28 protein-coding genes are annotated in these 25,035 nt (G+C 59.9%); 22 read left to right on the forward strand and 6 right to left on the reverse strand.

Annotated elements, in window-relative coordinates; all coding sequences use genetic code 11:
- Window positions 1-44 precede the first annotated feature (44 nt).
- Entirely contained in the window at window positions 45-989 is a 945-nt protein-coding gene (locus AR456_RS17500; RefSeq protein ID WP_021818023.1) for a tetratricopeptide repeat protein, read from the forward strand.
- Between the two features lie 85 nt (window positions 990-1,074).
- Here the strand turns inward: AR456_RS17500 and AR456_RS17505 are convergent, their stop codons facing one another.
- Window positions 1,075-2,271 carry a MalY/PatB family protein gene (locus AR456_RS17505; RefSeq protein ID WP_021818022.1) on the reverse strand — a complete coding sequence of 399 codons (1,197 nt, stop codon included), beginning with the start codon at window positions 2,269-2,271 and terminating at the stop codon, window positions 1,075-1,077.
- 167 nt (window positions 2,272-2,438) lie between these two features.
- On the opposite strand from AR456_RS17505, the gene AR456_RS17510 reads away from it, so the two are divergent.
- The 9 genes from AR456_RS17510 to AR456_RS17550 all read left to right on the forward strand — a co-directional run bounded on the left by AR456_RS17510 (window position 2,439) and on the right by AR456_RS17550 (window position 8,565).
- Entirely contained in the window at window positions 2,439-2,867 is a 429-nt protein-coding gene (locus AR456_RS17510) for a hypothetical protein (protein ID WP_031207299.1), read from the forward strand.
- A 94-nt stretch (window positions 2,868-2,961) separates the two neighbouring features.
- Window positions 2,962-3,783, forward strand: coding sequence for a hypothetical protein (locus AR456_RS17515; RefSeq protein WP_021818020.1), 822 nt, complete (start codon window positions 2,962-2,964; stop codon window positions 3,781-3,783).
- Between the two features lie 93 nt (window positions 3,784-3,876).
- Entirely contained in the window at window positions 3,877-4,281 is a 405-nt protein-coding gene (locus AR456_RS17520) for an acyl-CoA thioesterase (protein ID WP_021818019.1), read from the forward strand.
- A complete protein-coding gene (ybaK, locus tag AR456_RS17525; RefSeq protein WP_021818018.1) occupies window positions 4,278-4,745 on the forward strand; it encodes a Cys-tRNA(Pro) deacylase in 468 nt (155 codons plus the stop codon). Before AR456_RS17520 ends, ybaK begins: the two co-directional genes overlap by 4 nt.
- A gap of 315 nt (window positions 4,746-5,060) precedes the next feature.
- On the forward strand, window positions 5,061-5,819 hold the full coding sequence (loiP, locus tag AR456_RS17530; protein ID WP_021818017.1) for a metalloprotease LoiP: 759 nt from the start codon (window positions 5,061-5,063) through the stop codon (window positions 5,817-5,819).
- A gap of 300 nt (window positions 5,820-6,119) precedes the next feature.
- Window positions 6,120-6,446 (forward strand): hypothetical protein, encoded by a 327-nt coding sequence (locus AR456_RS17535; protein ID WP_021818016.1) that lies wholly within the window; start codon window positions 6,120-6,122, stop codon window positions 6,444-6,446.
- Entirely contained in the window at window positions 6,418-6,939 is a 522-nt protein-coding gene (locus AR456_RS17540; RefSeq protein ID WP_021818015.1) for a DUF501 domain-containing protein, read from the forward strand. Before AR456_RS17535 ends, AR456_RS17540 begins: the two co-directional genes overlap by 29 nt.
- 67 nt (window positions 6,940-7,006) lie before the next feature.
- Window positions 7,007-7,558 (forward strand): LOG family protein, encoded by a 552-nt coding sequence (locus AR456_RS17545; protein ID WP_021818014.1) that lies wholly within the window; start codon window positions 7,007-7,009, stop codon window positions 7,556-7,558.
- A gap of 26 nt (window positions 7,559-7,584) precedes the next feature.
- Complete coding sequence (locus AR456_RS17550) at window positions 7,585-8,565, forward strand: NAD(P)H-quinone oxidoreductase (protein WP_021818013.1); 981 nt, start codon at window positions 7,585-7,587, stop codon at window positions 8,563-8,565.
- A 9-nt stretch (window positions 8,566-8,574) separates the two neighbouring features.
- On the opposite strand, the gene AR456_RS17555 is transcribed toward AR456_RS17550, so the two are convergent.
- Together AR456_RS17555 and AR456_RS17560 are read right to left on the reverse strand one after the other, a co-directional pair.
- Window positions 8,575-9,078 carry a hypothetical protein gene (locus AR456_RS17555; RefSeq protein WP_021818012.1) on the reverse strand — a complete coding sequence of 168 codons (504 nt, stop codon included), beginning with the start codon at window positions 9,076-9,078 and terminating at the stop codon, window positions 8,575-8,577.
- Window positions 9,079-9,214: 136 nt separating this feature from the next.
- Entirely contained in the window at window positions 9,215-9,724 is a 510-nt protein-coding gene (locus tag AR456_RS17560; RefSeq protein WP_021818011.1) for a tetratricopeptide repeat protein, read from the reverse strand.
- 335 nt (window positions 9,725-10,059) lie between these two features.
- Here AR456_RS17560 and AR456_RS17565 point away from each other — a divergent pair, with 335 nt between their 5' ends.
- Both AR456_RS17565 and yaaA read left to right on the forward strand, forming a co-directional pair.
- Complete coding sequence (locus tag AR456_RS17565) at window positions 10,060-11,091, forward strand: NADP(H)-dependent aldo-keto reductase (RefSeq protein WP_031207295.1); 1,032 nt, start codon at window positions 10,060-10,062, stop codon at window positions 11,089-11,091.
- 194 nt (window positions 11,092-11,285) lie between these two features.
- Entirely contained in the window at window positions 11,286-12,062 is a 777-nt protein-coding gene (gene yaaA / locus AR456_RS17570; protein WP_021818009.1) for a peroxide stress protein YaaA, read from the forward strand.
- 13 nt (window positions 12,063-12,075) lie between these two features.
- Here yaaA and AR456_RS17575 read toward each other — a convergent pair whose 3' ends face one another.
- The gene (locus AR456_RS17575; protein WP_021818008.1) at window positions 12,076-12,657 is read right to left on the reverse strand and encodes an isochorismatase family protein; all 582 of its coding nucleotides are present in this window, start codon (window positions 12,655-12,657) and stop codon (window positions 12,076-12,078) included.
- A 181-nt stretch (window positions 12,658-12,838) separates the two neighbouring features.
- Between AR456_RS17575 and AR456_RS17580 the strand changes: the two genes are divergently transcribed.
- Entirely contained in the window at window positions 12,839-13,690 is an 852-nt protein-coding gene (locus tag AR456_RS17580; protein WP_031207294.1) for a Tim44 domain-containing protein, read from the forward strand.
- A 296-nt stretch (window positions 13,691-13,986) separates the two neighbouring features.
- On the opposite strand, the gene AR456_RS17585 is transcribed toward AR456_RS17580, so the two are convergent.
- On the reverse strand, window positions 13,987-14,463 hold the full coding sequence (locus tag AR456_RS17585; RefSeq protein WP_021818006.1) for a hypothetical protein: 477 nt from the start codon (window positions 14,461-14,463) through the stop codon (window positions 13,987-13,989).
- A gap of 673 nt (window positions 14,464-15,136) precedes the next feature.
- Here AR456_RS17585 and AR456_RS17590 point away from each other — a divergent pair.
- The 9 genes from AR456_RS17590 to AR456_RS17630 all read left to right on the forward strand — a co-directional run bounded on the left by AR456_RS17590 (window position 15,137) and on the right by AR456_RS17630 (window position 24,054).
- Window positions 15,137-16,069, forward strand: a complete 933-nt coding sequence (locus AR456_RS17590) for an ABC transporter substrate-binding protein (RefSeq protein WP_021818005.1) — start codon at window positions 15,137-15,139, stop codon at window positions 16,067-16,069.
- 82 nt (window positions 16,070-16,151) lie between these two features.
- On the forward strand, window positions 16,152-17,654 hold the full coding sequence (locus AR456_RS17595; RefSeq protein WP_021818004.1) for a sugar ABC transporter ATP-binding protein: 1,503 nt from the start codon (window positions 16,152-16,154) through the stop codon (window positions 17,652-17,654).
- Window positions 17,651-18,631 (forward strand): ABC transporter permease, encoded by a 981-nt coding sequence (locus AR456_RS17600; RefSeq protein WP_021818003.1) that lies wholly within the window; start codon window positions 17,651-17,653, stop codon window positions 18,629-18,631. Before AR456_RS17595 ends, AR456_RS17600 begins: the two co-directional genes overlap by 4 nt.
- Before the next feature lie 85 nt (window positions 18,632-18,716).
- Window positions 18,717-19,793, forward strand: coding sequence for a zinc-binding dehydrogenase (locus AR456_RS17605; protein ID WP_021818002.1), 1,077 nt, complete (start codon window positions 18,717-18,719; stop codon window positions 19,791-19,793).
- 96 nt (window positions 19,794-19,889) lie between these two features.
- Window positions 19,890-21,437, forward strand: coding sequence for an FGGY-family carbohydrate kinase (locus AR456_RS17610; RefSeq protein WP_021818001.1), 1,548 nt, complete (start codon window positions 19,890-19,892; stop codon window positions 21,435-21,437).
- A 1-nt stretch (window position 21,438) separates the two neighbouring features.
- The gene (locus tag AR456_RS17615; protein ID WP_021818000.1) at window positions 21,439-22,203 is read left to right on the forward strand and encodes an SDR family oxidoreductase; all 765 of its coding nucleotides are present in this window, start codon (window positions 21,439-21,441) and stop codon (window positions 22,201-22,203) included.
- A 63-nt stretch (window positions 22,204-22,266) separates the two neighbouring features.
- Entirely contained in the window at window positions 22,267-23,262 is a 996-nt protein-coding gene (locus AR456_RS17620; RefSeq protein WP_021817999.1) for a LacI family DNA-binding transcriptional regulator, read from the forward strand.
- A gap of 220 nt (window positions 23,263-23,482) precedes the next feature.
- Window positions 23,483-23,761 (forward strand): type II toxin-antitoxin system RelE/ParE family toxin, encoded by a 279-nt coding sequence (locus tag AR456_RS17625; protein WP_021817998.1) that lies wholly within the window; start codon window positions 23,483-23,485, stop codon window positions 23,759-23,761.
- 17 nt (window positions 23,762-23,778) lie between these two features.
- Window positions 23,779-24,054, forward strand: coding sequence for a HigA family addiction module antitoxin (locus AR456_RS17630; RefSeq protein ID WP_236995583.1), 276 nt, complete (start codon window positions 23,779-23,781; stop codon window positions 24,052-24,054).
- Window positions 24,055-24,115: 61 nt separating this feature from the next.
- Here AR456_RS17630 and AR456_RS17635 read toward each other — a convergent pair whose 3' ends face one another.
- Window positions 24,116-24,994 (reverse strand): LysR substrate-binding domain-containing protein, encoded by an 879-nt coding sequence (locus AR456_RS17635; RefSeq protein ID WP_021817996.1) that lies wholly within the window; start codon window positions 24,992-24,994, stop codon window positions 24,116-24,118.
- Between the last annotated feature and the right edge of the window lie 41 nt (window positions 24,995-25,035).

A 25,035-nucleotide genomic window follows, 5' to 3' on the forward strand; every position in this document is an offset into this window, starting at 1 on the left:
GCGCCCACATCCTTGCCTCATACACTTCGCAGAAGGCTTCACCCATGTCCATTGTCGACCCTCGCACCGGTCAGCCCATCAGTACCACTTCGGAAGCCGAGGCACCGCCCCAGTCACAGCAATCGCAACAGGCACCCGCCGACAGTGACCTGATCTTTGATGTGGATCGCAGCAATATCCAGCAGGTGCTGGAATTATCGATGCGAATTCCTGTGGTTCTGGACTGCTGGGCGCCGTGGTGCGAACCCTGCAAGAACCTGATGCCGATACTGGAAAAGCTGACACGCGAATATCGCGGCACCTTCCTGCTGGCAAAGCTCAATATCGACGACAATCAGGATATCGCTGCTCAGCTTGGTGTACGTTCTGTGCCCGATGTAAAACTGATCAGCCAGGGCGGCCTCGTCGACCAGTTCCAGGGCGTGCTGCCCGAAAAGGAAATCCGTGAGTGGCTGGGACGTTACTTCCCGGCGCCCGAAGACGCTCCGGCCACCCCCGAGGAACTCGCCGAACAGGCATTGGCCAACGGCGATGCCGATGCCGCCATTGAGATCTACCAGCAACTGGTACAGCAGTATCCTGATCACTACGCCTACCAGATTCAGCTGGCTCAAACTCTGGTCGCGGCCCAGCGCAATGACGAAGCCAAAGGACTGCTCGATGCCCTGCCGCCGGAAGAGCGCGATGCGCCAGCAGCCCGTGGTGTGCGCGCCAGTATCGAGTTCAGTGAGGAAGCGCCTGACCAGCAGGCACTGACCGCATTGGAAGGCCGTGACGACAGCGAAGCCAACTACCTACGCGCACTGCGCCAGGTCGCCGACGGCAATTATGAAGATGGTCTGCAGATGCTACTGGCGGTGATGAAGAGCGATCGCACCTACGGTGACGACCTCGCACGCAAGACATTGCTGCGAGTATTCGATGCACTTGGCGCCGATCACCCACTGACCGTGGATTATCGACGCAAGCTGTTTGCATTGTTGTACTGATTCTCCGCAGCGGCGTGCCCCGAGATACCTCCCTTCTCGGGGCACACCACCTCTCTCTTACCTCTCACTTCTCACTTCTTATTTCTTACCTCTTCAACACCCTATCCATCCGCTGGAGCGCCTGCTCCAGCTGCTGCGCAGTGGTGCCAAAGTTGAGCCGGGCGAAGCCCGGCCAGCCGAAATCAGCACCATCCGACAACGCCACTCCAGTCTGCTCCAACAGCGCTGCGGCCGGAGACTTCGCGTCCCCCAGTCTCGATTGACGCAGATCCAGCCACGCCAGATAGGTCGACTGTGGTGCTGCAAGCGTCACCCCCGACCAACCGGCAACCCGCTCCACCAGCCTGCCGCGGTGCTCACGCAGTACCTCGAGCAACGCCTGGCGCCAAGGCTCACCTGTGCGAAATGCAGCTTCAGCCGCCACCAGTCCCAACACATTGCCATCCGGCATCAGTCCCTTTGCGGTCTCGGCGAAGCGACGCCGAAGTGACGAATCGGAAATGATCGCGCAGGCCGCGGTCAAACCCGCGAGATTGAAGGTCTTGGAGGGCGCCCAGAGCATTACCGTACGCGCCGCAAGTTGCGGAAAGGCCATAGCCAGCGGCACATGACGCGCGCCTTCATCGAGCAGCAGATCACAGTGCAGCTCATCCGAGACCACGATCAGGTCGTGACGCTCTACAAAAGCAGCAAGTTGCTCCAGCTCTGCATGGCTCCACTGGCGACCGGTGGGGTTATGTGGGTGACACCACAGCAACAGGCGGGTACGCTCGGTCACTGCCGCTTCGAGTGCGGCTATATCCAACGTCCATTGCCCGTTTTCATCCTTGGGGGAGGTCAACGCGGCCTGCTGCATCTCGCGCCCGGTACGACGGGCGACTTGCAGAAAGGGTGGATAGATGGGTGTTACGGTCATGACGCCGTCACCGGGCTGAGTGAAGGCCAGGCTGGCTAGATGCAGAGCGGGAACGACACCAGGCAACCAGTGCTGCCACTCTGCCTGCATTGCCCAGCCATAGCGACTGACGCTCCAGTCACACAGCGCCTCTCGCAGTGAATCCGGCACCAGCCCATAGCCATAGACACCATGTTCGACTCTGGCCTGAAGCGCCGCGATCACCTCCGGTGGCGAACGAAAGTCCATATCTGCCACCCACAGCGGCAGCACCTCTTCGTCATAGCGATGCCACTTCTGTGATGGCCAGCTGGAACAGGCGGCGGTCATTTCGGAAGGCAAACGGGGCTGCCGACGATCGATCGGCGTGGCAAAATCGAAGTTCATGGACGTCTCCCTGACAAATTCACTGCAACACCATACTCGCGCCGGACACCAAGCCGTATCACAATGCAGGACGAAGCCATGCGAGAAGCCGAGCAACGTAAAGCACGTGAAGAACCCAATCCTATGAAAAACGAAGCAATGTGCAGAACCAGATCATGACAAGCACCATGCCGCAAGATGGCTTCTACGCCAAGGTCTGCCGAGGAATGCCGGCACTGATCCAACAGTGGCTGACCCTCGGAAGAGGCGATGCTGATCAACTGGCACTGATTCTTGCCGAGACCGCACGAGTCGCTGGACTTGGTGATCCCGGTGAGACTCCCAGCGGCCAGCAGTTGCAATGCTGGGCGGAGGGCGACGATCTACCGCCACATTGGGCCATGCGTACCGCACTGTTCCTGCTGGTCCAGATGCCGGCCCGCCCCACACCAGAGTCCGACAACGAAGCCAGTGCCTGGGCCTACTGCTGGTTGCGCAATCGCGACTTCAGCAATCGCGAGGAGGCACTGAACGCTCTGCCGGACCATCTGCGCGTAAAATTGAGCCATGCGATTACCGCAGCCTGGGCAGATAGGCAGGGGTTACGTCTGGTCTGAAGGCAGCCCCTGGCCCACTCGCAGCCAACACCGACAACTCGGATAGTAGCGCTTCGTCAGTAACAACGACTCTGGAACACAAGGAAACCTGAGCATGGAAGTCCCTCTGTCATGGCAACTGGCGAAGTTACTGGTTTCCATCGGAATGGTGCTTGGCCTCTCGGTGATCGCCGAACGCGTCAGCACCCGTGTTGCTGGCTTGCTGGCGGGTTATCCGCTGGGTACTGCAATCGCCTTGTTCTTTATCGGTCTCGAACTCTCGCCACAGTTCGCCGCCGATAGTGCGGTACATACACTGGCCGGCTTCACCGCCACCCTGGCGTTCGGTGGTGGTTATCTGGTCGGTGGGCGTCGTGATGGGCTGGCCGGCATTGTTCGCGGCACGGCATTGGGATTGCTGGCCTGGCTGGCGACCAGTCTGATACTGACAACATTCGACTTTACCCGTATCAGCGGAACCTTGACGACACTGGCGGCCATCGTCCTGTTCAGTTGGCTGTATCGTCGTGTCCCGGAGACCAGGGCCACGCCGCGCGGCGGTTTTTCCTGGTCGGCACTGGCGCTACGTGCCGGGCTGGCAGCAGGGATCATCTTCCTGATCACCGGCCTCGCGCACGTTGTACCCTCGGCATGGGCTGGCGTCATGGCCGCCTTCCCGGTCACCATGTATCCGTTTCTGGTGATCCTTCATCTCGTCCAGGGCGCGGCACCGGTAGCCACTGTCATCAAACACTACCCTCTCGGACTCGGCTCACTGCTGTGCTATGCGTTGGTCGTATCGTTGACCTACGCCAGCCTCGGCCTGTGGCTCGGCACTCTGCTGGGATTTGCTGCCGCCACCCTGTGGTTGCTGCTGTGGACGCGCTTTCAGCAATGGTGGCACCAACGCCGAGTATCGGCTCCCGAGACACCATGAAACATCACGGGTAGCGGACTTGACCAAGCGCTTGCTAGAGGCAATGCTGTGATCCTGATCCGTCACCCTTCTGTGTCAGAGAGGTCCTGTCAGATGCTGACGCGCACTATCGAGCCCGCGTTCTACGATACCGATGCCCTGGGCCACATCAATAATACTCGCCTGCCCGCCTGGTTTGAGCTGGCACGTAATGACCTGTTTCGACTGTTCACCCCGGACCTCGATCCGCGTAAATGGCAGTTGATCATGGCGCGCCTTGAAGTCGACTTTCATGCCGAACTCCACTACGGCGCAGATGTCGAGATCCGCACCTGGCTATCGCGCCTTGGCAACAGTTCTTTCACCGTGACCCAGCAGGCTTGGCAAAAGGGCCGCCTGACCAATACCGGGCATACGGTACTGGTCAACTTCGATCACGAACGCAAGGCCGCCAGACCCATCCAGGGCGCCCTGCGCGAGGTTCTCGAAACGCACCTTCACGAGACAGAGAACGCATGACCCCCGCGATCAAAGCGCTGGAGAAGGCCCGAATCAGCTTCCATGTCACCAGTTACGAGCATGACCCACGCTCCCCGGCCTATGGCGAGGAGGCTGCGCAAGCTCTTGGCCTATCAAGCGATGAAGTCTTCAAGACCCTCATGGCTCAGCTGGATGGTGAGCAGTTGGTAGTGGCGATTGTCCCGGTTTCCCGGCAACTTGATCTCAAGGCATTGGCGCGCGCCGCCGGGGCTCGCAAGGCAGCCATGGCCACCACTGAGGAAGCCGAACGCGCCACGGGCTATATCGTTGGCGGCATCAGTCCGTTGGGCCAGAAGAAGCGTCTGGCGACCTTCATCGATACCCGTTGTGAGTCGCTGGAAACGATCCATGTCAGTGGCGGCCGACGTGGTCTCGAATTGAGTCTGGCACCCGGCGATCTGGTCGAGCAGACGCAGGCAATCGTCGCCCCCATAGCGCGCTGACACACTGTACCGCTGCGCAACCATCAACATGATGGCTATACCCTGCGGGCTTCGATATCCGCCCTTCGAGACCTTGCAGTTGCGACCTGTGGGTCGGCGAATTACTGTATGGCGGACTCATGTCTCGAATCGGGAACAGTTCAAGGCGCTTCGCATAAGGTGCCTGCTGTCGGAGGCCTCCACTGCTGCCGATCAAACACAGCTGAAGATCCATTTGTCAGCGGATGTCGCAATGAAACATGACGCAAGGAAAGACCCGCCCTCGGCTGACCAGACGGCGGTGCCAGGCAATTACCATCAACAAGGACGATGACCATGCAATTTCGCGCAACGATGATCGCCGCTGCCCTGTGCAGCACTACCTTCCTCGCCGGCTGTGAAGGAATGTCAACCGACGCCATGATGCAAAGTGGCATGACCGCCTATACTGCCGCCACTCTGAGCGATGAGGATGTCAAAAGCCTGTCGGAACAATCCTGCGCCCAGATGGACTCCGAAGCTCAAATTGCCGGCCCGGACTCCGTCTATAGTCAGCGCCTGGCGACCATTGCCGGTCACCTTGGCAGTGAGATCGATGGCACCCCAGTCAACTACAAGGTCTACCTTGCCGATGAACCCAACGCCTGGGCCATGGCCAATGGTTGCGTGCGCGTCTACAGCGGCCTGATGGACATGATGAACGACAACGAGGTCGAAGGCGTACTGGGTCATGAGTTGGGCCACGTTGCCTTGGGTCACAGCAAGAAGGCCATGCAAACAGCCTATATGACCTCTGCGGCACGTGAAGCCGCAGCGGCCAGCGGCAACGCCATTGCCTCAGGGATCAGCACCTCTCAACTGGGCGATCTGGGTGAAAAATTCATCAACGCACAGTTCTCCCAGAGTCAGGAAACAGCCGCGGACAACTTCTCCTTCGATCTACTCGGTCAGCGGGGCCTTCCTCGTGAAGGGCTGATAACGGCGTTCGAGAAGCTGGCCAGTCTCGATGGCGGTGAAAGCAGCATGCTTTCCTCGCACCCGGGCTCATCAGAGCGTGCCGAGAACATCCGTACTCGCCTCAACGAAGCACAGTAATCGTCCAAGTCCCTCAGTCCCGGGTATGACGCCCGGGACTGGCGTGCCCATTATCCATTACCACTGCTACCCCCAATTTCAACTCCCCCCACGTCGCTCTCACTGCGGTGGATAAAACAGCTCCCTTCTTGCCTTGCGCTGCTCTGCACCGCTGTGTTGTGCACTAACCATGTCCTGCACCCATAAGGTGCCGTACAATTTACCTACTGAAGAGCTCCGGATGCCGGGGAGCAACAGAGATTTGAGCACAGAGTGCCTTCCGTGTTTTCCTGAGTCGCTGCCGTCAGGAGGACTGCTGCCATGGCCATACGCTATACCCAATGGCTCGACCCCGATGCCGAAACACTGCACCGCAGCGCCGAGGCAGCATTGGAGGCGTGGTTTTTCGAGCGCTTCGCCGACTATCCCCATATCCGCTTGTTCGGTGCTGACCCCTACGATTATGATGCCCCGTTCAATCGACTCTATGACGTCCTGATCGCACGTGCCGCGGAATATATCGAGCGCGAACAGGCCTACGTCGCCACCCCCGAGCAGTTGAGTCGCGCCTTCTACCGCGCCGTGGCACGCTCGACCAAATTTGTAAGAGACAACCCCGATGGTGATCCGCCCAGAAACGACTCCTGATGCCCAGCAGTTGGAGATCATTGCCCAGCAACTCGGGCGCGCGCCGCGTGGTATCGAGGCGTTGGCGGCAACCGATGGCAATGGCACGCCACTGGTGCTGCGTATGGCGCCGATTGTCGATGACAAGCCATTTCCCACCCTGTACTGGCTCAGCTCCGAACTGCTGAAGGTCGAGCTGTCGCGTATCGAGGCCGCTGGCGTAATCAAGTCACTGGAGGCGCGAGTTCAGGAGGATGACGACTTCCGCAGCGCCTATCACGCCAGCCACCAGGACTACATCAATACCCGCTGGAGGCTGATGAGCGAAGCCCAACGCAGTGAAGTCGAGCGCCTTGGCTACGAGGGCATTATGCGCGAGCGTGGCATCGGCGGCATCGCCAATCATGACCAGATCCGTTGCCTGCACACCCAATACGCCCACCACCTGTGTGGCAACAATGTAATCGGCCAGTGGCTGGACGAGCATTACGGCATCATCGACCTGTTGCCCTGACCCCAGCGGCATCACGGTCGAGAACCACAGGAACAGGAATTTCCGACATTCTGCACAGGAGAACCTCATGGCCAATATCTGCGTCTATCTCGGTTCACGCCGGGGCGAGAACCCCGACTTCATGGCCGCAGCACGACATTTCGGCCAATGCCTCGCCGAGCGTGGCCATGGTCTGGTCTATGGTGGTGCCAGCGTCGGCCTGATGGGCGCGCTGGCGGATGCCACCATGGCCGCGGGAGGCGAGGTGATCGGCGTCATGCCGCACCACCTGATCGAGCGCGAGCAGGCGCACCATGGCCTGACGCAGTTGATCCGCGTCGCCAATATGCACGAGCGCAAGTCGCAGATGGCCAGCCATGCCGATGCTTTTGTGATGCTTCCCGGCGGCATCGGTACTTTCGAGGAATTCTTCGAGAGCTGGACCTGGCGTTATCTGGGTCTGCATGACAAACCCATCGGCGTGCTGGATACCGCTGGCTTCTATCGCCCACTGCTGGATTTTCTGGATTCCACCGTCGCTCAGGGGTTTCTCAACGCCGATACCCGAGCCGCAGTGGTCAGCGCCACAACACCGGAAACCCTTCTCGACCAACTCGAAGCGGCACTGCTTCCTGCATAAACCCCATTCCCCCTCAGGAGTTGTCCATGTACGCAACCGTCGTCGCTGAAGACTCGCTCCACTGGCAGAGTATCGAGGATCTGCCAGCCCCTGAAGGTCGCGAAGTACACATCGCGGTGGCCTGGGCCGGAGTCAACCGTGCTGACCTGATGCAACGGGCCGGGCAATACCCACCGCCACCCGGAGCGTCATCGACTCTCGGATTGGAAGTCAGCGGCACCGTCGTAGACTGCGGCCCCGAAGTGAGCAGCGTCAAGCCGGGAGACCAGGTCTGCGCGCTGCTTGCCGGTGGCGGCTATGCCGAACGTGTCTGTGTCGATGAGCGCCAGTTGATGCCGCTACCAAACGGCCTGTCGCTGCAGGATGCCGCCGCGCTACCCGAAGTCTATGCCACCGCATGGCTCAACCTGTTCATGGAAGGCGCCCTGCAACCGGGAGAGCGCGTGCTTCTGCATGCTGCTGCCAGTGGCGTAGGCACAGCGGCTATTCAGCTCTGCCGCCATTTCGGCTATCCCTGCTTCGTTACCGTGGGCAGTGATGACAAGGTAGAGCGTTGCCTGGCGTTAGGGGCTGATGCTGGCTGGAACCGCCATCAGGGCAGCTTCAGCGAAGCCGTGAAACACTGGGGAGAAGCCAATCTGATTCTCGATCCCGTCGGGGCCAGCTACCTGGCCGACAACCAACGAGTGCTGGCAGCCGACGGGCGCATGGTGGTGATCGGTCTTATGGGCGGGCGTTCAGCTGAACTGGATTTTGGCCGTTTGCTGATGAAGCGACAGCGCATTATCGGTTCGACACTGCGGGCGCGTTCTCCTCAGGCCAAAGGTGAGATTCTCGCTCAGCTCGTCGAGCACGTATGGCCAGCGCTGGAAAGCGGCAAGGTCAAACCGCTGATCGACGCCGAATGGCCCATTGAACAGGCCAGTCGGGCACATGAACACGTCCAGGCGAATGCCAATATCGGCAAGGTACTGCTGAAGGTTGCTGCCACAGATAGCGGAGCTTGAGAGCTGAGATCAATCGTTGGAGGCGGTCAGTTCAAGGGTTCTAGCATAGGTCAGTTGCAATAACCGCGCGTCGTCACCGGCACGGTGGCGACGAATATTGCCTCGATCAATAGTGCTTTCCTTGACGTCGCTCCACATCGCCATCTGCTCTTCATTGAGCAGACGGCGCAGGGCTTCAAGGCGGAATGCCGGCAGCATGCCGGCATGGTGGAACAGCAGCGATAGCCAGGTATTGTCGTATCCCCAGCTGTCGCTGTAGGCGATGCCGATCTCGTGAAGTTCGTCGTTCAACCAGCGCGCCACATGTCGCAGCGGGTAGCCTTCGCGCTCGAGCCGGGCGCGCGAGATACCATGCAGCAACTCCGCCTTGGCATCCCAGTGGGTCCACTCTTCCAGAGGCTGGATGAGAAACGCACAGCAGCTTCCGTCAGCACGTGCAATGCCGATTTCGATAGGGTAACTACCGCGTCCAAATCCGGACGCTTCGATATCCAGCAGTGTCGGTAGCGCCACGAGCGGAGCAGTCCTCAAGATAGCGGCCAGACGGTGAATCGAGGCCGACGCAAAATCTCACCGAGAGGGCTACCACAGACGGCGACCCTACCCCTATTGCGGGGTTGCTGTACGAGAACTCAGCGAGTACTGAGCTCTAGTGTCGCCGCTGGCCACCAGCGTTGTCCAGCGAGGTATCATGCTGCGCCCCAGCAAGATGTGCCCAGTAATCGGCGCGCTCGACATCTACCGGCAGTGACAACTCGCCATGTCGATAGGCACGCTCCAGGCGCGCAGCAGCCAACGCATGGCCGGCTTCTCCCGCACGCGCATACCAGGTCACGGCATGATCGAAGCGGCATGGATACAGGGCACAGCCAAACTCATGAATCTGGCCAGCCTGATACTGGGCACGCACATCGCCACCATGCGCTGCCTGAAGAACGTAACGCGCCCCACGTGCCTTGTCCTGAGGAGCACGCGCGCGGTGATAGAGCATATGACCGTAGAGCGATAACGCTGCGGGGTGCCCCGCATCAGCGCAACGCTGGAACAGACGCATGGTCAGCTTCTGGGTACGTGGCGAACGCGGAAGCCAGCGAGTGTGAAACAGCTGCTGGGCCAGATGATATTCGAGCCGCGTCTTGAGTGACGATGCCTGCTGCATGGCAACCAACCTTGAATTCTCGGAAAAAAAGCCAGCTATAGATCTCATTGCTTCGCAAGCGCGTCTGCGCACATTTTGTAGTACATCAGACTCATCTCCGCGCTAACGGGGTCGCAAGCATACGCTTGGGTTTACAAGGACTCAACCCCCGTAATGACGCGCTTCAACCCAGGGCAACAGCATCGTCGCAAGGCATTTTCGCTGCAATGCAGTGTAGAACAGGTCTAGAGGCATCTGATACACATATTCAGCTGATATACTTAGCCTTGTCATTTAACGTGATGACCGCTCTGGTCTTCATGTACGAAACCACCATCAAGAGCCAGGAAGCCATTATGCAGACTCGTCCGTTAGGTCAGACCGGCATGGAAGTCAGCCGCCTGTGCCTCGGCACCATGACCTTTGGTGAGCAGAACACCGAAAGCGAAGCCCATGAGCAACTCGACCGGGCCGTCGCCTTTGGCATCAACTTCATCGACACGGCTGAAATGTACCCGGTGCCGCCGACCGCTGACACCCAGGGGCGCACCGAACAATACATCGGCAGTTGGCTGAAGCAACGTGGTGTACGTGACGATGTGATCCTGGCCACCAAGATCGCCGGACCGGGAATGGCCCATATACGTGATGGCTCGCGACTGACGCGTGAGCACATCCATGCAGCCATCGATACCAGTCTGAAACGCCTGCAGACCGATTATGTCGACCTCTACCAGTTGCATTGGCCGGACCGCCAAACCAATTTCTTTGGTCGTCTTGGCTACACCTGGAGCCAGGATGAGGATGCCACCTTGCTGGAGGAATCCCTGTCGGCACTCAAGGAGTTGGTAGATGCCGGCAAGGTCCGCGCTATAGGTCTATCCAACGAGACACCCTGGGGAGTGATGCACAGCCTGCAGCTCGCGGAACGCCTCGGCATTCCGCGGGTGGCTTCTGTGCAGAACCCCTACAGTCTTCTCAACCGCAGCTACGAGATCGGTCTGGCCGAAATCGCACAACGGGAAGGCGTTGGCCTGTTGGCCTACTCACCACTGGCGTTCGGGGTGCTCTCCGGCAAGTACCTTGATGGTGCGCGTCCCCCCAAGGCACGCCTGACGCTCTATGAGCGCTTTCAGCGCTACAACACGCCCCTTGCCGAACGCGCCACTCGTGCCTATGTCGAGTTGGCCCGGGATCATGGTCTTGATCCCGCGCAGATGGCGCTGGCGTGGGTCAACTCACGTCCATTTCTGACCAGCAATATCATCGGCGCAACCACCATGGAACAGCTGGAAAGCAACCTCGCCAGTGAGGCTCTGACGCTATCGGACGAGGTGCTGGAGGCCATCGACGCCATTCACACCGAGATCCCCAACCCCAGCCCCTGACAGTCCTCACTCAACAAGGACTATCGCCTCTATGGCCCCGGCCTTTGCCGGGGCTTGTTGCATTCATCTACAACACCTATCACATCCATAGCCCCGGCCTCAGCCAGGGCTTGTTACAATGGCGGCACAGCACTTTTTCACCACCTGTTATCTACCGTCGATGACATACAGCCGCTTATCAGGGGAGCCTGTTGATGCTCAGCGTTATTTCGCCAGCCAAGACGCTGGACTTCGAGACACCTGCAACTACCGAGACCTACACGCAACCCGATTATCTCGATAACAGCCAACAGCTGATCGATATCCTGCGTGATTACAGCCCGGCTCGAATATCCGAGCTGATGGGGGTCAGTGACAAGATCGCCGGACTCAATGCCGCGCGCTTCGCTGAATGGCAGACGCCGTTCACCCGCGATAATGCCAAGCAGGCCGCCCAGGCTTTTCAGGGGGATGTCTATGTGGGACTGGAGGCCGATACCTTCAGCGACGACGATAACGCCTTCGCCCAGCAGCACCTGCGCATCCTTTCGGGGCTCTATGGTCTGCTGCGCCCGCTGGATCTGATTCAGCCCTACCGCCTGGAAATGGGTACTCGTCTGCAGAACGCCGCCGGCAAGGACCTCTACGCGTTCTGGCAGGAGACTCTGACCGAGGACCTGGACAAGGCCGTGGCCAACAGCGGTTCATCCGTGCTGGTCAACCTGGCCTCCAATGAATACTTCAAGGCCATCGCCCCACGCAAGCTCAAGGCCGACGTGGTGACGCCGGTATTCAAGGACCTCAAGAACGGTCAGTACAAGATCATCAGCTTCTATGCCAAGAAGGCCCGTGGCCTGATGGCGGCCTGGATGATCCGTGAACGACTCGACGACCGCGAAGGGCTCAAGGACTTCGATGTCGCCGGCTATCGCTTCAACGCCGCACAGTCCGAGGGCAATACGCTGGTGTTTACCCGCGATACCCCGGCGTAAGACATATCCTCGCTCAGGGCATCAACCGCAGTGGACGCCTTGAGCGGGGTTTGAGTAACCGATGGTGGACCTCACGGAAGATGGCGTCGTCGCAACGCTCAAGCCATTCGTAGGCCACCATGTCGGCACTTACCGCGACACCTCCCGCCTGCACCAGTCGATCACGAGCCAACCGCGCCTCATCCATGCGCCGACTGACACAACCTTCGACCAACCACAACACCTCGAAGCCTTGCTCACGCAGCCCCAGTGCGGTCTGCAATACGCAGATATGTGCCTCGGCACCAGCGATCACGATCTGAGTGCGTCCAGACTCACGCAGGGTGTCGATGACGCCTGGCTCACGACAGGCATTGAAATGGCACTTGATGAGGCGATGCGCCGATGCCGGTAGCGCCGCTGCCAGACGTGCCTCCGTGGCCCCGAGACCTTTGGGATACTGTTCGGTGTACCACACCGGTACTTCCAGATGCTCGGCCACCGCCACCAGCCAGCTGATCTCCGTTACCGCCTGATCCGCCCGCTCTATTACCGGCATCAGTCCGCTCTGAACATCGACGATCAACAATAGGCTGCGCTCGCGTTCGATCAACATGCCATCCTTCCTCATATTTTTGTGTCCAGTGCCTTTCTATAAATCAAGTAAGGGATAGAATGGAGTGGTCTTCCTGTTCTCCTCGCTCCGGTACCCAGTCAGACAGACTCCGGGGCAGCCACTTCCACTCTTGACTCCCATTCCTACTCTGGAGATCCATTCAATGCGAAACTTTTTCGCCATGCGCCATTTTATCGTGATGTTGCTGGTTGGCATGCTCGGTGCGGGCCTGGCCCTCGATACAGCGGAAGCCCGTCGCATGGGCGGCGGCAAGAGTGTCGGTAGCTTCTCCCGCCAGGCCGACCAGCCTTCGGCAACCCAATCCGCCGCCGCACGCCCCAATCAAGCGACACCGGGCACCGCACCACGCAAGGGCGGCTTCATGGGCGGTATGTTCGGTGGCCTACTTGCCGGAGGCCTGCTCGGCGCCCTGTTCTTCGGTGGCGCTTTCGATGAACTGCGCTTGATGGACATTCTGCTGATCGCTGGCGTAGCGTTCCTGCTCTTCAAGCTCTTTGCTCGACGCCGCACAGCGGCAGCGGCAGCGGCAGCGGCAGCTTCAGGACCACAACACAGCGAGTCACCTGACGCCATGTCCCGCCAACAGCATGACAGCAATGCGTTTGGTATGCCGGGTAGCAGTGGAACGCCTACAGGCCCTGTCGCCGATCCCGAGTGGTTCGACCGCGAGCGCTTCCTCGGTGGTGCCAAGGAGCACTTCATGACGCTGCAGCGTGCCTGGGACAACAACGATCTGTCCGGGATTCAGGAATACGTAACCCCCGAGCTCTACAACCTGCTGCGCGAAGAACGTGCCAACCAGCCCGCCAACAACCGCACTGAGGTCATACATCTACTCGCGGAATTGGGTGGTGTCCGTGAATACGGTAACCAAGCCGAAGCGCGCGTACTGTTCCACGGTGTACTGGAAGAAAACGGCGAGAAGAACGAATTCAATGAAACCTGGCACCTGATCCGCGACCTGCGTGATGGCGCCCCCTGGTATGTACAAGGCATAGAGCAGAACGACTGAAACGGCAGCAACATGCCACAAGGACAAACAGCCGGGCTTGATGCCCGGCTGTTTGCGTCAAGCACGCATCAAGGGCGTTTATTGAGCAGTCTCATTGCTACACGCTGGGCGTCCTCGTCCATGTCTTCGCCGACTTCGGCTGCACTTCCCATGGTGACAGACGCCTTGTCGCCTACATTTTGATGACCTCAGACAAGAACCTGGGCGGTAACCACTCTCTGGATACAATACGGCCGGGCAAAAGCCCGGCCGTATTGGGTTCCCTCGGACCCAGCGCTGAACGCTGGTTGGCGTACTCAGTTGGTAGTTTCTTCTTCTGCAGATTCCTGCATGGAGTTGCCAGCATCTTCCATTGCCTGACCGGCATCATCCATGGCATCGCCAGCGGCATCGTCCATCGCCTGACCAGCATCCTCAGCAGTCTGCTGAGCGTCGTCAGCAGCTTCGTCCATGGCCTGTCCGGCATCATCAGCCATCTGGTCAGCTTCATTCATGGCATCATCAGCCGCCGCGCCCATCTCATCGCCAGCCTCATCAGCAGCTGCGGCAGCGTCATCGGCACTCTCGTCTACCGCTGCACCAGCGTCGTCCATGGCTTCTTCGGCAGCATCACCCGCTTCTTCCATGGACTGTTCAGCTTCATTCGCAGACTCTTCCATGGACTGCTCAGCTTCATCTGCCGGGGCTTCATCCTTATCACAAGCAGCCAGGCCGCCAGCCATGAAGGCCATCAACATGGCCATACCTACCGTGCGCTTCATGTTCCCGTTCATGACTATCTCCTCCTGAGACATTAGTCGAATGGATAGCCTAACCCTAGCTGCCACCAGCCGCTATGACCATCCTTTAACGTAACTTCGTGTAACGCGCCAAGCACACCTAAGTTTACTTGGCCCTTGCCAGCATCAAGTTTTCGATTCGGCACAACAACCTGCGTCGAAATGCGCAAACATGATAACTGTTGCAGCATAGCTCTCAGCCGACAATCCGGCAGCCCTCAAGGCGCGTTTTTTCGTTATTCAACAAACAGCAACTATTGGTCGCCCTCCCTTTGCTATCAGCAAGTTCCGACATTCCAGCGGAACTTTTCCCTTTGCCCCCATTACCTCGGCCTGGCTATACACCTGCGACATCCATGTGCGCTGGTTATCCGGGGGACCAACCCATACCCGCACTTGCTGCTTCACATCGGCTTTCGGGCTTTCAGCACCTCTCCAAAACGCATTCTGCCCTTGCTGAGACCGTCAATCGCTAACTTGAACCTTAGTCTTAGTGCCGTTGACCAAGCATTTCTGCTGGACTAGCTTGCATGAATGTTGACGTTAACATTTCATCATCTGACGTCGCATGACTACGCGTGGATTGCCAAAGCTTTTCAGGTGAGGCAGGCCAACAACCGCATTACGGCCTCCGCCGACGATAGAACAACAACCCAGGAGCCCAGAGATGAAATTTCATCAGCTGACATGCGCCACCACCCTTGCCTCCATCGCACTAAGCGGCACTCTGGCAGCCAGTACTGCCGTTGCTGCGGATGAGCCGCTGAAGATCGGTATGTCCTTCCAGGAGCTGAACAACCAGTACTTCGTCACCATGCAGGAAGCGTTGGAGGAAGCGGCAGACAGCATCGGCGCCGAGCTGATCATCACCGATGCACGCCATGATGTGGCCAAGCAGGTCAATGATGTCGAGGACATGATCCAGCGCGATATCGATATCCTGCTGCTCAATCCCACGGATTCTGTAGGCGTCGAGACCGCGGTGCTGTCCGCCGAGCAGGCTGGCGTGACTACCATCGCCATCGATGCCCAGGCCAATGGCCCCATCGACGGCTTTGTCGGTTCGAAGAACTACGATGCCGGCTACAAGGCCTGTGAGTACCTTGCCGATGCCCTTGGTGGCGAGGGTCAGGTCGCTCTGCTCGACGGCATTCCGGTGGTACCGATCCTGCAACGCATCGAGGGCTGTGAAGCCGCGCTGGGTGAGCATGAGGGTATCGAGATCGTCACCAAGCAGAACGGTCGTCAGGAACGTACCCACGCCATGACCGTCACCGAGAACATGATCCAGGCCAACCCGGAGCTGGACGGTATCTTCAGCGTCAACGACATCGGTTCGCTGGGCGCACTCATTGCCATCGATTCCAGTGGCAAGGACATCAAACTGGCCAGTGTCGACGGCCATCCGGAAGCCATTGCCGCCATCCAGCAGCCGGATTCGGCCTTTATCGCCACCTCGGCGCAGTATCCCCGCGACATGGTGCGCCTTGGCCTCGGCCTTGGGCTGGCCAAGCACTGGGGAGCCTCCACCGCTCCGGCGACAATTCCGATTGATGTCGAACTGATTGACCAGCAAAAGGCTGCCGACTTCAGCTGGTAATCGCGCCCACCAGGCGCAACGGCTCTTCCACTCCAGTTCAACCAGCACGCCACCCGACTCGGTGGCGTTCGAGGGTAGCCCCATGTCCCCTCTTCTTTCATTGCGACATATTTCCAAGGCCTTTCCCGGCGTCAAGGCGCTGAGTGATGTGTCTCTGGACCTACACCAGGGCGAAGTGATGGCCCTGCTCGGTGAGAACGGTGCCGGCAAGTCGACACTGATGAAAATCCTCTGCGGCATCCATCGCCCGGATGACGGCGAAATCCTCATCGACGGCAAGATTCATCATTTCCATGGCTACCAGGATGCGCTCAAGGCCGGTGTCGGCATCATCTTCCAGGAATTCAGCCTGATCCCGTGGCTGGACGCCGCTGACAATATCTTCCTCGGCCGCGAGTTGAAGAATGCGCTGGGACTGCGTGACCGTCGGCGCATGCTGCGCGAAACCGAGGCGCTGCTGGCACGGCTCAAGGTGTCGATCCCGCTGGATTGCCCGATCGCCGAGCTGAGCGTGGCCGACCAGCAGTTCATCGAGATTGCCAAGGCGCTATCGCTCAATGCGCGCATTCTGGTACTCGATGAGCCCACCGCCACTCTGACGCCCAGCGAGGCCGATCATCTGTTCGACATCATGCGCGAGCTGCGCTCCCAGGGCGTGGGCATGGTGTTCATCTCGCATCATATGGAGGAGATCTTCACCATCTGTGACCGGGTCACGGTGATGCGCGACGGCGAGAAGGTCGATGAGCTCAGGGTCGCCGAGACCAATGCCGATGATCTGATCGAGAAGATGGTCGGTCGCCGGGTCGAGAACATCTTCCCGATACGCCGCTGTGATGCTGACTTCAATGATGTGGTGCTGGATGTCGTCGCACTGAAGCTGACCGCCAACAGCCCCGAGCACTCGATCAAGCTGCATCGTGGCGAGATTCTCGGCCTCGCCGGTCTGGTCGGCTCCGGGCGCTCCGAGTTTGCCATGGGCCTGATCGGCGCCACCCGCCCTGCCAGTGCCGACGTCACCCTCGAGGGAAAGCACGTCAAGCTCAGCCACCCGGCAATTGCGCTGGAACACGGTATCGGCCTGTTGCCGGAGAGCCGCAAGACCCAAGGGCTGGTTCTGCCCTTCTCGTGCCGCGACAACATCAGCCTCAACAACCTTGACCAATACCGTAACGGTGCGCACCTGCTGCGCCGTCGCAGCGAACTCGCCAATGCCGAGCGCCTGATGCAGTCGGTCAGGGTCAAGGCGCCGGATGCCGAGACTCCGGTCGGCAACCTCAGCGGCGGCAACCAGCAGAAGGTGGTGATTGCCCGCTGGCTGGGCCATCAGTGCAAGGTGCTGATCTTCGACGAGCCGACTCGCGGTATCGATGTCGGCGCCAAGTCGGAAATCTACGCACTGATGAAGGAGCTCACCACCCAGGGCGTCTCGATCATCATGATCTCCTCGGAACTGCCGGAAGTGCTCGGCCTGTGTGACCGCGCCGCGGTGTTCTATCAAGGCTCCATCGCCGCCGTTCTCGAAGGCGACGAGCTCGATTCCCAATCCATCATGCATCACGCCACCGGAGGACTCAGCGCATGAGTCAAACCGCCTCCACTGCCAGCACCTCACGGCACAACTCTCGCTCATGGCTGGCACGATTCCGCCGCACCCCGGTGTTCTACCCGTTGATCGGCTTTATCGTGGTATTTGTCGCCATGGCCGTGATCAACGACAACTTCCTGACCTCCAGCAATCTGTTCAACCTGGCTCGCCAAGCCTCGATCATCGCCATTCTCGCCGCCGGGATGAGCCTGGCGATCCTGACCGGGGGTATCGACCTCTCGGTGGGTCCGGTCATGGCCCTGTCGGGGACGGTGATGGCCGGTCTGATGGTGGCCGGAATGCCGCCCAGTGTGGCGATCATCGCCGGACTGCTGGTGGGTGCCGCCTTCGGCACCATCAACGGCATGTTCGTCGCCTTTGCCGGTATGCCACCGATCATCGTCACCCTCGCCACCATGGGCATCGCTCGCGGCCTGGCGCTGATCTATACCGGCGGCTATCCGATCTCCGGCCTGCCCCCGGAATTCGCCTTCTTCGGTCGCGGCACCCTCGGCGGTATCGAGATGCCGATCATCATCATGATCGCGGTGTTCGCCATCGGCTATGTGCTGCTCAGCCATACCGCCACCGGTCGTTACCTGTACGCCATCGGCGGCAACGAGGAAGCCACGCGCCTATCCGGTATCCGAGTCTCGCGCTACAAGATGCTGGTTTACATGCTCAGCGGCACCACCGCTGCCATTGCCGGGCTGATCCTGACCTCACGCTTGATGAGCGGTCAGCCCAATGCCGGGATTGGCTTCGAGCTGGATGCCATCGCTGCCGTGGTGCTGGGCGGTGCCGCCATTACCGGTGGTCGCGGCATGATCCTCGGTACCCTGGTCGGCGCCATGCTGCTCGGCGTGCTCAACAACGGCCTGAATCTGATGGGCGTGTCGCCCTATCTACAGAACGTGATCAAGGGCTGCATCATCCTGCTGGCCATCTACATCAGCCGTAAACGTGCGCTCTGACAGGGCTCGTCCCGAGCTACGAGCTACGAGCTACGAGCTACAAACCATCATTCATCAACCACGCTCGAATGTTGAAGGAATACCCATGCCTGACATCAACGAAAAAATGAACGCCGTGGTCTGCCACGCGCCCTATGACTATCGACTCGAGAATCGCGACACGCCGCGCCCCGGCCCCAACGAGATGCTGCTCAAGATTGTCGCCTGCGGTATCTGCGCCAGCGACTGCAAGTGTCGCTCCGGTGCGGCGATGTTCTGGGAGGGCGACGATCCCTGGGTCAAGGCGCCGGTCGCCGCCGGACACGAGTTCTTTGGCGAAGTGGTCGAGCTGGGGGAAGGCGCAGCGGAGCACTTCGGCGTATCGCTGGGCGACCGCGCCATCGCCGAGCAGATCGTACCCTGTGACAAGTGCCGCTACTGCAAGTCCGGCCAGTATTGGATGTGCGAAGTCCACAACATCCATGGCTTTCAGCGCGTGGTCGCCGAGGGCGGCATGGCCGAGTATCTCAAGGTCGGTCCGACCGGACGTGTACACCGCATTCCCGAGGAGGTCAGCGAGGACGATGCGGCCTTTATCGAACCGATGTCCTGCGCGGTGCATGCCGTCAATCGCGGTGATATCCAGCTCGACGACGTAGTGGTGATCGCCGGTGCCGGTGCCATCGGCCTGGGCATGGTGCAGATCGCCCATCTCAAGACACCGCGCAAGTTGATCGTCATCGATATGGTCGACGAGCGCCTCGAACTGGCGAAGAAGTTTGGTGCCGATATCGTGCTCAACCCGGCACGCGATGATGTCGAGGCCGAAGTTCGCGCGGTCACCGATGGCTATGGCTGTGATGTCTATATCGAAGCCACCGGCGTACCCGCTGGCGTGGTTCAGGGCCTGAACCTGATCCGCAAGCTGGGCCGTTTCGTCGAATTCAGCGTATTCGGCAAGGAAACCAGCGTCGACTGGTCGATCATCGGCGACCGCAAGGAACTCGACGTGCGTGGCGCACACCTCGCCCCCTACACCTATCCTGTGACCATCGACCTGTTCGCCCGCGGCCTGATCACCTCGCAAGGCATCGTCACCCACCGCCTGGCGCTGGCCGACTTCCAGCAGGGCTTTGAACTGGCAGACTCGACGGATTCGATCAAGGTGTTGTTGAAGCCGTAAACAAGAGAGAAGAAGGAAGAAGAAAGAGCGAAGAAAAGGACCTCTCACCTCTGACCTCTTCCCTCTCGCCCCTTCCCTCTGTTCAAGGAGACTCCCATGCCCCCCACCGTGATCGGTATCGATATCGGCACCCAGAGCACCAAGGCATTGGTGCTCGATGCTCAGGGTCGGATCATTGCCAGTCATCAGCAGGGCTATCGCGTCGATACCCCGCAGCCGCGCTGGGCCGAGCAGTGGCCGGAGGTCTGGTGGCGGGCGATGGTGGATTGCATCGAGGGCTGCCTGGCAGATCCCGAGGTCGATGCTTCGTCGGTGCAGGCGCTGTGCATCAGTAGCCTGTACGGTGGATCGGGCATTGCCGTGGATGCAGACATGCAACCGCTGCATCCCTGCCTGATCTGGATGGACCGGCGTGCCGAGTCTCAGGTTCGCTGGGTTCAGCAGCATGTTGATCTGGCGTGGTTGGAAGCCATCACCGGCAACGGTGTCGACAGCTACTACGGCTTTACCAAGATGATGTGGCTAAAGCAGGAACGGCCTGATCTCTGGGCAGACACCCGCTACCTGCTGCCACCCAACAGCTACCTGGCCTGGCGACTGACCGGCGAGGTGGCCGTGGATCACAGCTCGGCGGGCAATATCGGCGGGGTCTATGATCTGCGCCAGCGCTGCTGGTCCAGCGAGACTGCTGCAGCTCTCGGGCTGGACTTCGACAAGCTGCCGCCGCGGCTGGTGGATTCTGGAGATGCGGTGGGAGGATTGAGTGAGGCCATGGCCCGTCAGCTTGGGCTAGCGGCCAACATTCCGATCATCGCCGGAGGCGTGGATGCAGCCATGGCTACCCTCGCCGGTGGCGCCACGGCACCCGGCCACCATGTGGCAATGATCGGCACCAGCATGTGCTGGGGCATGATCAACCAGCAGCCGACAGCAGGCAGCGGCCTGATCAGCTTTCCTCACGTGCTCAACGGTCAGCGCGATATCTACACTTTCGGCGGCGCGCTGACCGCTGGCGCTTCGGTGTCCTGGTATCTGGATACCTTCTTCGCCGATCATGAGCACGGCGACGCCTATGCCGAGCTTGAGCCACTGGCCTCGGCGCTGCCGCCAGGGGCGGACCGGCTGCTGTTTCTGCCCTATCTGATGGGCGAGCGCAGCCCGGTATGGGATGCCAGAGCCAGCGCGGCCTTTATCGGCCTCAACTTCACCCATCGTCGCGAGCATATGTATCGCGCGGTACTCGAAGGCGTGGCCTACGCCCTGCGCCACAACATGCAGGCCGGCGAGGCGATGCAGGTCGAGCTCGACCCACGCCTGATCGTGGTCGGTGGCGTCACCCAATCCGATCTGTGGATGCAGATCATCGCCGATGTTACCGGGCGTCCGGTCTACACCTACCGCGAGAACGTCGAAGCCGCGCTGGGCGCTGGCCTGCTGGCCGCTCGCCATCAAGGGCTGTTGTCTCTCGACGGCGATGCGCTGCACGGCACCTTGATCGAGCGTGCCACTCCCGATGCCGAGGCCCAGCGCACCTATGATGCGCTGTTCCAGTGCTACTGCGATCTGTATCCCGCACTGCAACCGCTGATGCATCGTCTGGATGCCATCGACTCTCCCCTTCTGCCTGGCAAGGACAACCACTGATATGAACTCGGATGATATGAGCCTGGAAAACCGGATTCTCGATCTGCATGGCAAACGCATTCTCGTCACGGGCGCCAGCAGCGGCATCGGCGAGGATATCGCCCGCCTGCTGCACGAACTGGGGGCCGAGCCAATCCTGGTTGGCCGCAACCCGGAGCGTCTGGGAGCGCTGGCCTCGGAACTTGGCGGCTGCCAGAGCCTGGCGCTGGACATCACCGACGAGGCCCAGGTCAGCCAGGCGCTTGGCGAGCTGCCGGCGCTGGATGGGCTGGTCAACTGCGCGGGCATCTCGATCCTCGATGCGGCACTGGACATCAAAGCCGACGACTTCAAGCGCATTCTGCAGACCAATGTAGTCGCCAGCGCCATGATCGCCCGCGAAGTGGGGCGCAACATGGTGGCCAACCAGCGGCGCGGTGCGATCGTCAATGTCTCCAGTCAGGCCGCTAGCGCCGCCCTGCAGGATCACCTCGGTTACTGCGCCAGCAAGGGCGCCATGGACGCCATGACCCGGGTTCTGTGTCTGGAACTGGGCCAGCATGGCATTCGCGTCAACAGCGTCAACCCTACGGTCACACTGACGCCGATGGCGGAAATGGCCTGGTCGGACCCGCAAAAGAGCGAGCCGATGCTGGCGCGAATCCCGCTGCAACGCTTTGCCACACCTCGTGATATCGCACTGCCGGTGGCCTTCCTGCTCAGCGAGGCCGCGGCGATGATCAGTGGAGCCTGCCTGCCCATCGATGGCGGCTATACCGCAGCATGATCGCCACCTTGTGATAGTCTGCGGGGTGCCTCCTACTGCCGATGATCAGCCGCCGGGATATCCATGAAACGCAAGGGAACCGTCACCATCAACGATGTCGCTCGCCATGTCGGGCTGACCAATATCACGGTGTCGCGTGCCTTCAAGCAGCCCGACAAGGTCAAACCGGCGACGCGTGAGCGCATCATGGAGGCAGCCCGCGAGTTGGGCTATGTGCCCAACGCCTTCGCCAGCCAACTGCGCAGCAGCAAGAGCCGCCTGATCGGCGCGGTCATCGCCAGTATCGATAACCCCTTCTACAGCGAGGCGATCAAGGCCATCTCCCGGGAGGCCAAGGCAAGGGGTTATGACATCCTGCTGATGGATACCGACGGCGACAGCGATATCGAAGCCGCCGCCATCCAGACGCTGCTGAGCTACCAGGTGGCCGGGATCATCCTGTCACCGGTCTCCGATGCGCTGGACTACCACCCGGCCTATATCGAGACCCTTCGCGATGCGCAGCTCCCGCTGGTGATGCTGGATCGTACCCTGCCGGTCGAGGATTTCTCACGAGTGGTGCTCGACAACCGCAAGGCGGGATGGTTGATCGGCAACGCCATGCTCAAGCGCAAGCTCGATCAGGCACTGGTGCTCACCGGCCCGGCCAACTCCTACATCACCCAGCAGCGCCTTCAGGGCCTGCGGGACGCCTACCAACAGGCGGATACCGCTGTCACCCTCGACCCACGCGAAGGCCTCTACAACTTCGAACCGGCCTATGACGCGGTGATGCATTATCTCAGTGAGTCCGGCCACCCCAGCGCCATCGTCGGCCTCAACCAGTTGATGACCCTCGGCGCCCTCAGCGCGCTGCACGATATCGGCATTTCCTACCGCGACGCCACGGTACTCGGCGTCGACCAACTGCCCTACTGCAGCATCTTCGATATCCGCATACCCACCACCCGCTTCGACGCCTCCCACGCAGGCCACCAGGCCATCCACCTGCTGCTGAGCCGCATCGCCAACCCCGACGCCCCACCACAGCGCGTGGTTATCGATTGCACGATGGAGTAGGCACCATATGCCCGTCAGTTGCACTGATACGCAGCAACCATGCCCCCGGCACCCCTGGCGATGTCAACATTGAGCAGCAAGGGGGGCGAATGCAGGCTGCACATCCCTCCCTTTATCGAACGAACACATTGTCCCCTTGCCCTGAGGGCTCGACACGCATACGGTGAGCCCACAAGTGAAACGTGTAACGTTACATGCTACAGTGTAAGGGACGACTGGCATGATCATCAGCATCAAGCACAAGAGCCTCAGAGCCCTGTATGAAAAAGGCACGACGCGAGGAGTGCGTGCAGACCACGTTAAACGGCTGCGCAACATACTCGCTGACCTTGACGTTGCGATAGATGCTGAAGACATGAACAAACCCAGCTACAAGCTGCATGAGCTCAAAGGCAGTCGCAAGGGCGTCTGGTCGGTCACTGTGAACGGCAATTGGCGTGTGACCTGGCGATTCGTCGGCGGCAACGTTGAGCTGGTTGATTACGAAGATTACCACTGAGGACCCTGAGCATGACGATGTGTAAGCCTCCACATCCGGGCGGTTCATTGCGTGACGAGATTATCGAGCATGCGGGATTCACCGTGAGCGAAGCTGCGCGACGTCTGGGTATGACGCGAATGCAGTTGTCTCGTGTACTCAATGAGCGATCTGGCATCAGTCCTGAGCTGGCTATCCGGTTGGAAAAAGCTGGAGTAGGTACAGCCCGTCACTGGATGGCGAGGCAAGCAGCCTACGAACTGTGGCACGCTGAGCAAGATGAGAGACCGGAGATCTTGAGTCTGGCGTGCTGAACAAGCGCCCGACATGCTCACCACCTGAATATATTCATCTCCAACCTCGACAGGCTCTCCCTCACTCTTCGGCAAACAATGACTTTATCCAGCGGATAAAACTCTGCACCTTGTGCTGGCGTAGGTGAGAGTGTGGGCAGGCGATCCACAGCGATGCCTGCCAGACCTCCGGGGGATCGGCCAGCGGGCAGACTAGCCTGCCACTGCGGATTTCCTGTGCGGCAATCACATGGCTTTCCAGGGCGATTCCTGCGCCTTGTGCGGCCATTTCAATCGACATATAGGCACGATCAAACAGCACTCTATCCAGCCTTCGGCGCGGTTGATGGCCTACCTTGTCGAACCAGTGTGGCCACTGCACCAGGTTCTTCACCGAGTGGATCAGACGGTGCTGCTCCAGCTCTTCCACGCTCATGGACCCCACCGCCGCGTAGTCGGGCGAACACAACGGCAACATGCGCTCATCAATGATCTTCTCGGTATAGAGACCGCTGAGCGTACCTTCCCCATGCCTCACCTCCAGATCGATATGTTCGCGAGAGTAATCCGGCGGCTCATTGGTCGCATCCAGACGCAGTTCAATATCGGGATTGGCATCCAGAAATTCACGCAGTCTCGGCACGATGCACTTGGTGGCGAAAGTCGGTGAGATACGCACGTTGAGCACGGTAATCGCATGGTGCCCGCGCAGGTATTCCGTCGCCGATTCAATACGCTCGATCTCGTCATGAATCATATCGAAATAACGCTCACCGGCCTCGGTCAGCACTACCTTGCGGCCCGCCCGACTGAACAGCCGGGTACCGACATGATTCTCGAGAATCTGGATCTGCTGACTGACCGCCGAGGGTGTCACGCCGATTGCCTGGGAGGCGCTCAGCATGCTGCCGGTTCTGGCCGTGGCATGGAAGGCAACGATGGCGCGTAGTGGAAGTGCCATTGATTAGATTTCCTGATCTTTATCGCCTGAAAAGTAAATTG

The sequence above is a fragment of the Halomonas huangheensis genome, assembly GCF_001431725.1.
Classification (GTDB): Bacteria; Pseudomonadota; Gammaproteobacteria; order Pseudomonadales; family Halomonadaceae; genus Halomonas; species Halomonas huangheensis.

Bases quoted from the DNA above. Each gene is read 5' to 3' on its own strand.
- AR456_RS17500 (WP_021818023.1), top strand. From the start codon at position 45: ATGTCCATTGTCGACCCTCGCACCGGTCAGCCCATCAGTACCACTTCG.
- AR456_RS17505 (WP_021818022.1), bottom strand. From the start codon at position 2,271: ATGAACTTCGATTTTGCCACGCCGATCGATCGTCGGCAGCCCCGTTTG.
- AR456_RS17510 (WP_031207299.1), top strand. From the start codon at position 2,439: ATGCCGCAAGATGGCTTCTACGCCAAGGTCTGCCGAGGAATGCCGGCA.
- AR456_RS17515 (WP_021818020.1), top strand. From the start codon at position 2,962: ATGGAAGTCCCTCTGTCATGGCAACTGGCGAAGTTACTGGTTTCCATC.
- AR456_RS17520 (WP_021818019.1), top strand. From the start codon at position 3,877: ATGCTGACGCGCACTATCGAGCCCGCGTTCTACGATACCGATGCCCTG.
- ybaK (WP_021818018.1), top strand. From the start codon at position 4,278: ATGACCCCCGCGATCAAAGCGCTGGAGAAGGCCCGAATCAGCTTCCAT.
- loiP (WP_021818017.1), top strand. From the start codon at position 5,061: ATGCAATTTCGCGCAACGATGATCGCCGCTGCCCTGTGCAGCACTACC.
- AR456_RS17535 (WP_021818016.1), top strand. From the start codon at position 6,120: ATGGCCATACGCTATACCCAATGGCTCGACCCCGATGCCGAAACACTG.
- AR456_RS17540 (WP_021818015.1), top strand. From the start codon at position 6,418: ATGGTGATCCGCCCAGAAACGACTCCTGATGCCCAGCAGTTGGAGATC.
- AR456_RS17545 (WP_021818014.1), top strand. From the start codon at position 7,007: ATGGCCAATATCTGCGTCTATCTCGGTTCACGCCGGGGCGAGAACCCC.
- AR456_RS17550 (WP_021818013.1), top strand. From the start codon at position 7,585: ATGTACGCAACCGTCGTCGCTGAAGACTCGCTCCACTGGCAGAGTATC.
- AR456_RS17560 (WP_021818011.1), bottom strand. From the start codon at position 9,724: ATGCAGCAGGCATCGTCACTCAAGACGCGGCTCGAATATCATCTGGCC.
- AR456_RS17565 (WP_031207295.1), top strand. From the start codon at position 10,060: ATGCAGACTCGTCCGTTAGGTCAGACCGGCATGGAAGTCAGCCGCCTG.
- yaaA (WP_021818009.1), top strand. From the start codon at position 11,286: ATGCTCAGCGTTATTTCGCCAGCCAAGACGCTGGACTTCGAGACACCT.
- AR456_RS17575 (WP_021818008.1), bottom strand. From the start codon at position 12,657: ATGTTGATCGAACGCGAGCGCAGCCTATTGTTGATCGTCGATGTTCAG.
- AR456_RS17580 (WP_031207294.1), top strand. From the start codon at position 12,839: ATGCGCCATTTTATCGTGATGTTGCTGGTTGGCATGCTCGGTGCGGGC.
- AR456_RS17585 (WP_021818006.1), bottom strand. From the start codon at position 14,463: ATGAACGGGAACATGAAGCGCACGGTAGGTATGGCCATGTTGATGGCC.
- AR456_RS17590 (WP_021818005.1), top strand. From the start codon at position 15,137: ATGAAATTTCATCAGCTGACATGCGCCACCACCCTTGCCTCCATCGCA.
- AR456_RS17595 (WP_021818004.1), top strand. From the start codon at position 16,152: ATGTCCCCTCTTCTTTCATTGCGACATATTTCCAAGGCCTTTCCCGGC.
- AR456_RS17600 (WP_021818003.1), top strand. From the start codon at position 17,651: ATGAGTCAAACCGCCTCCACTGCCAGCACCTCACGGCACAACTCTCGC.
- AR456_RS17605 (WP_021818002.1), top strand. From the start codon at position 18,717: ATGCCTGACATCAACGAAAAAATGAACGCCGTGGTCTGCCACGCGCCC.
- AR456_RS17610 (WP_021818001.1), top strand. From the start codon at position 19,890: ATGCCCCCCACCGTGATCGGTATCGATATCGGCACCCAGAGCACCAAG.
- AR456_RS17615 (WP_021818000.1), top strand. From the start codon at position 21,439: ATGAACTCGGATGATATGAGCCTGGAAAACCGGATTCTCGATCTGCAT.
- AR456_RS17620 (WP_021817999.1), top strand. From the start codon at position 22,267: ATGAAACGCAAGGGAACCGTCACCATCAACGATGTCGCTCGCCATGTC.
- AR456_RS17625 (WP_021817998.1), top strand. From the start codon at position 23,483: ATGATCATCAGCATCAAGCACAAGAGCCTCAGAGCCCTGTATGAAAAA.
- AR456_RS17630 (WP_236995583.1), top strand. From the start codon at position 23,779: ATGTGTAAGCCTCCACATCCGGGCGGTTCATTGCGTGACGAGATTATC.
- AR456_RS17635 (WP_021817996.1), bottom strand. From the start codon at position 24,994: ATGGCACTTCCACTACGCGCCATCGTTGCCTTCCATGCCACGGCCAGA.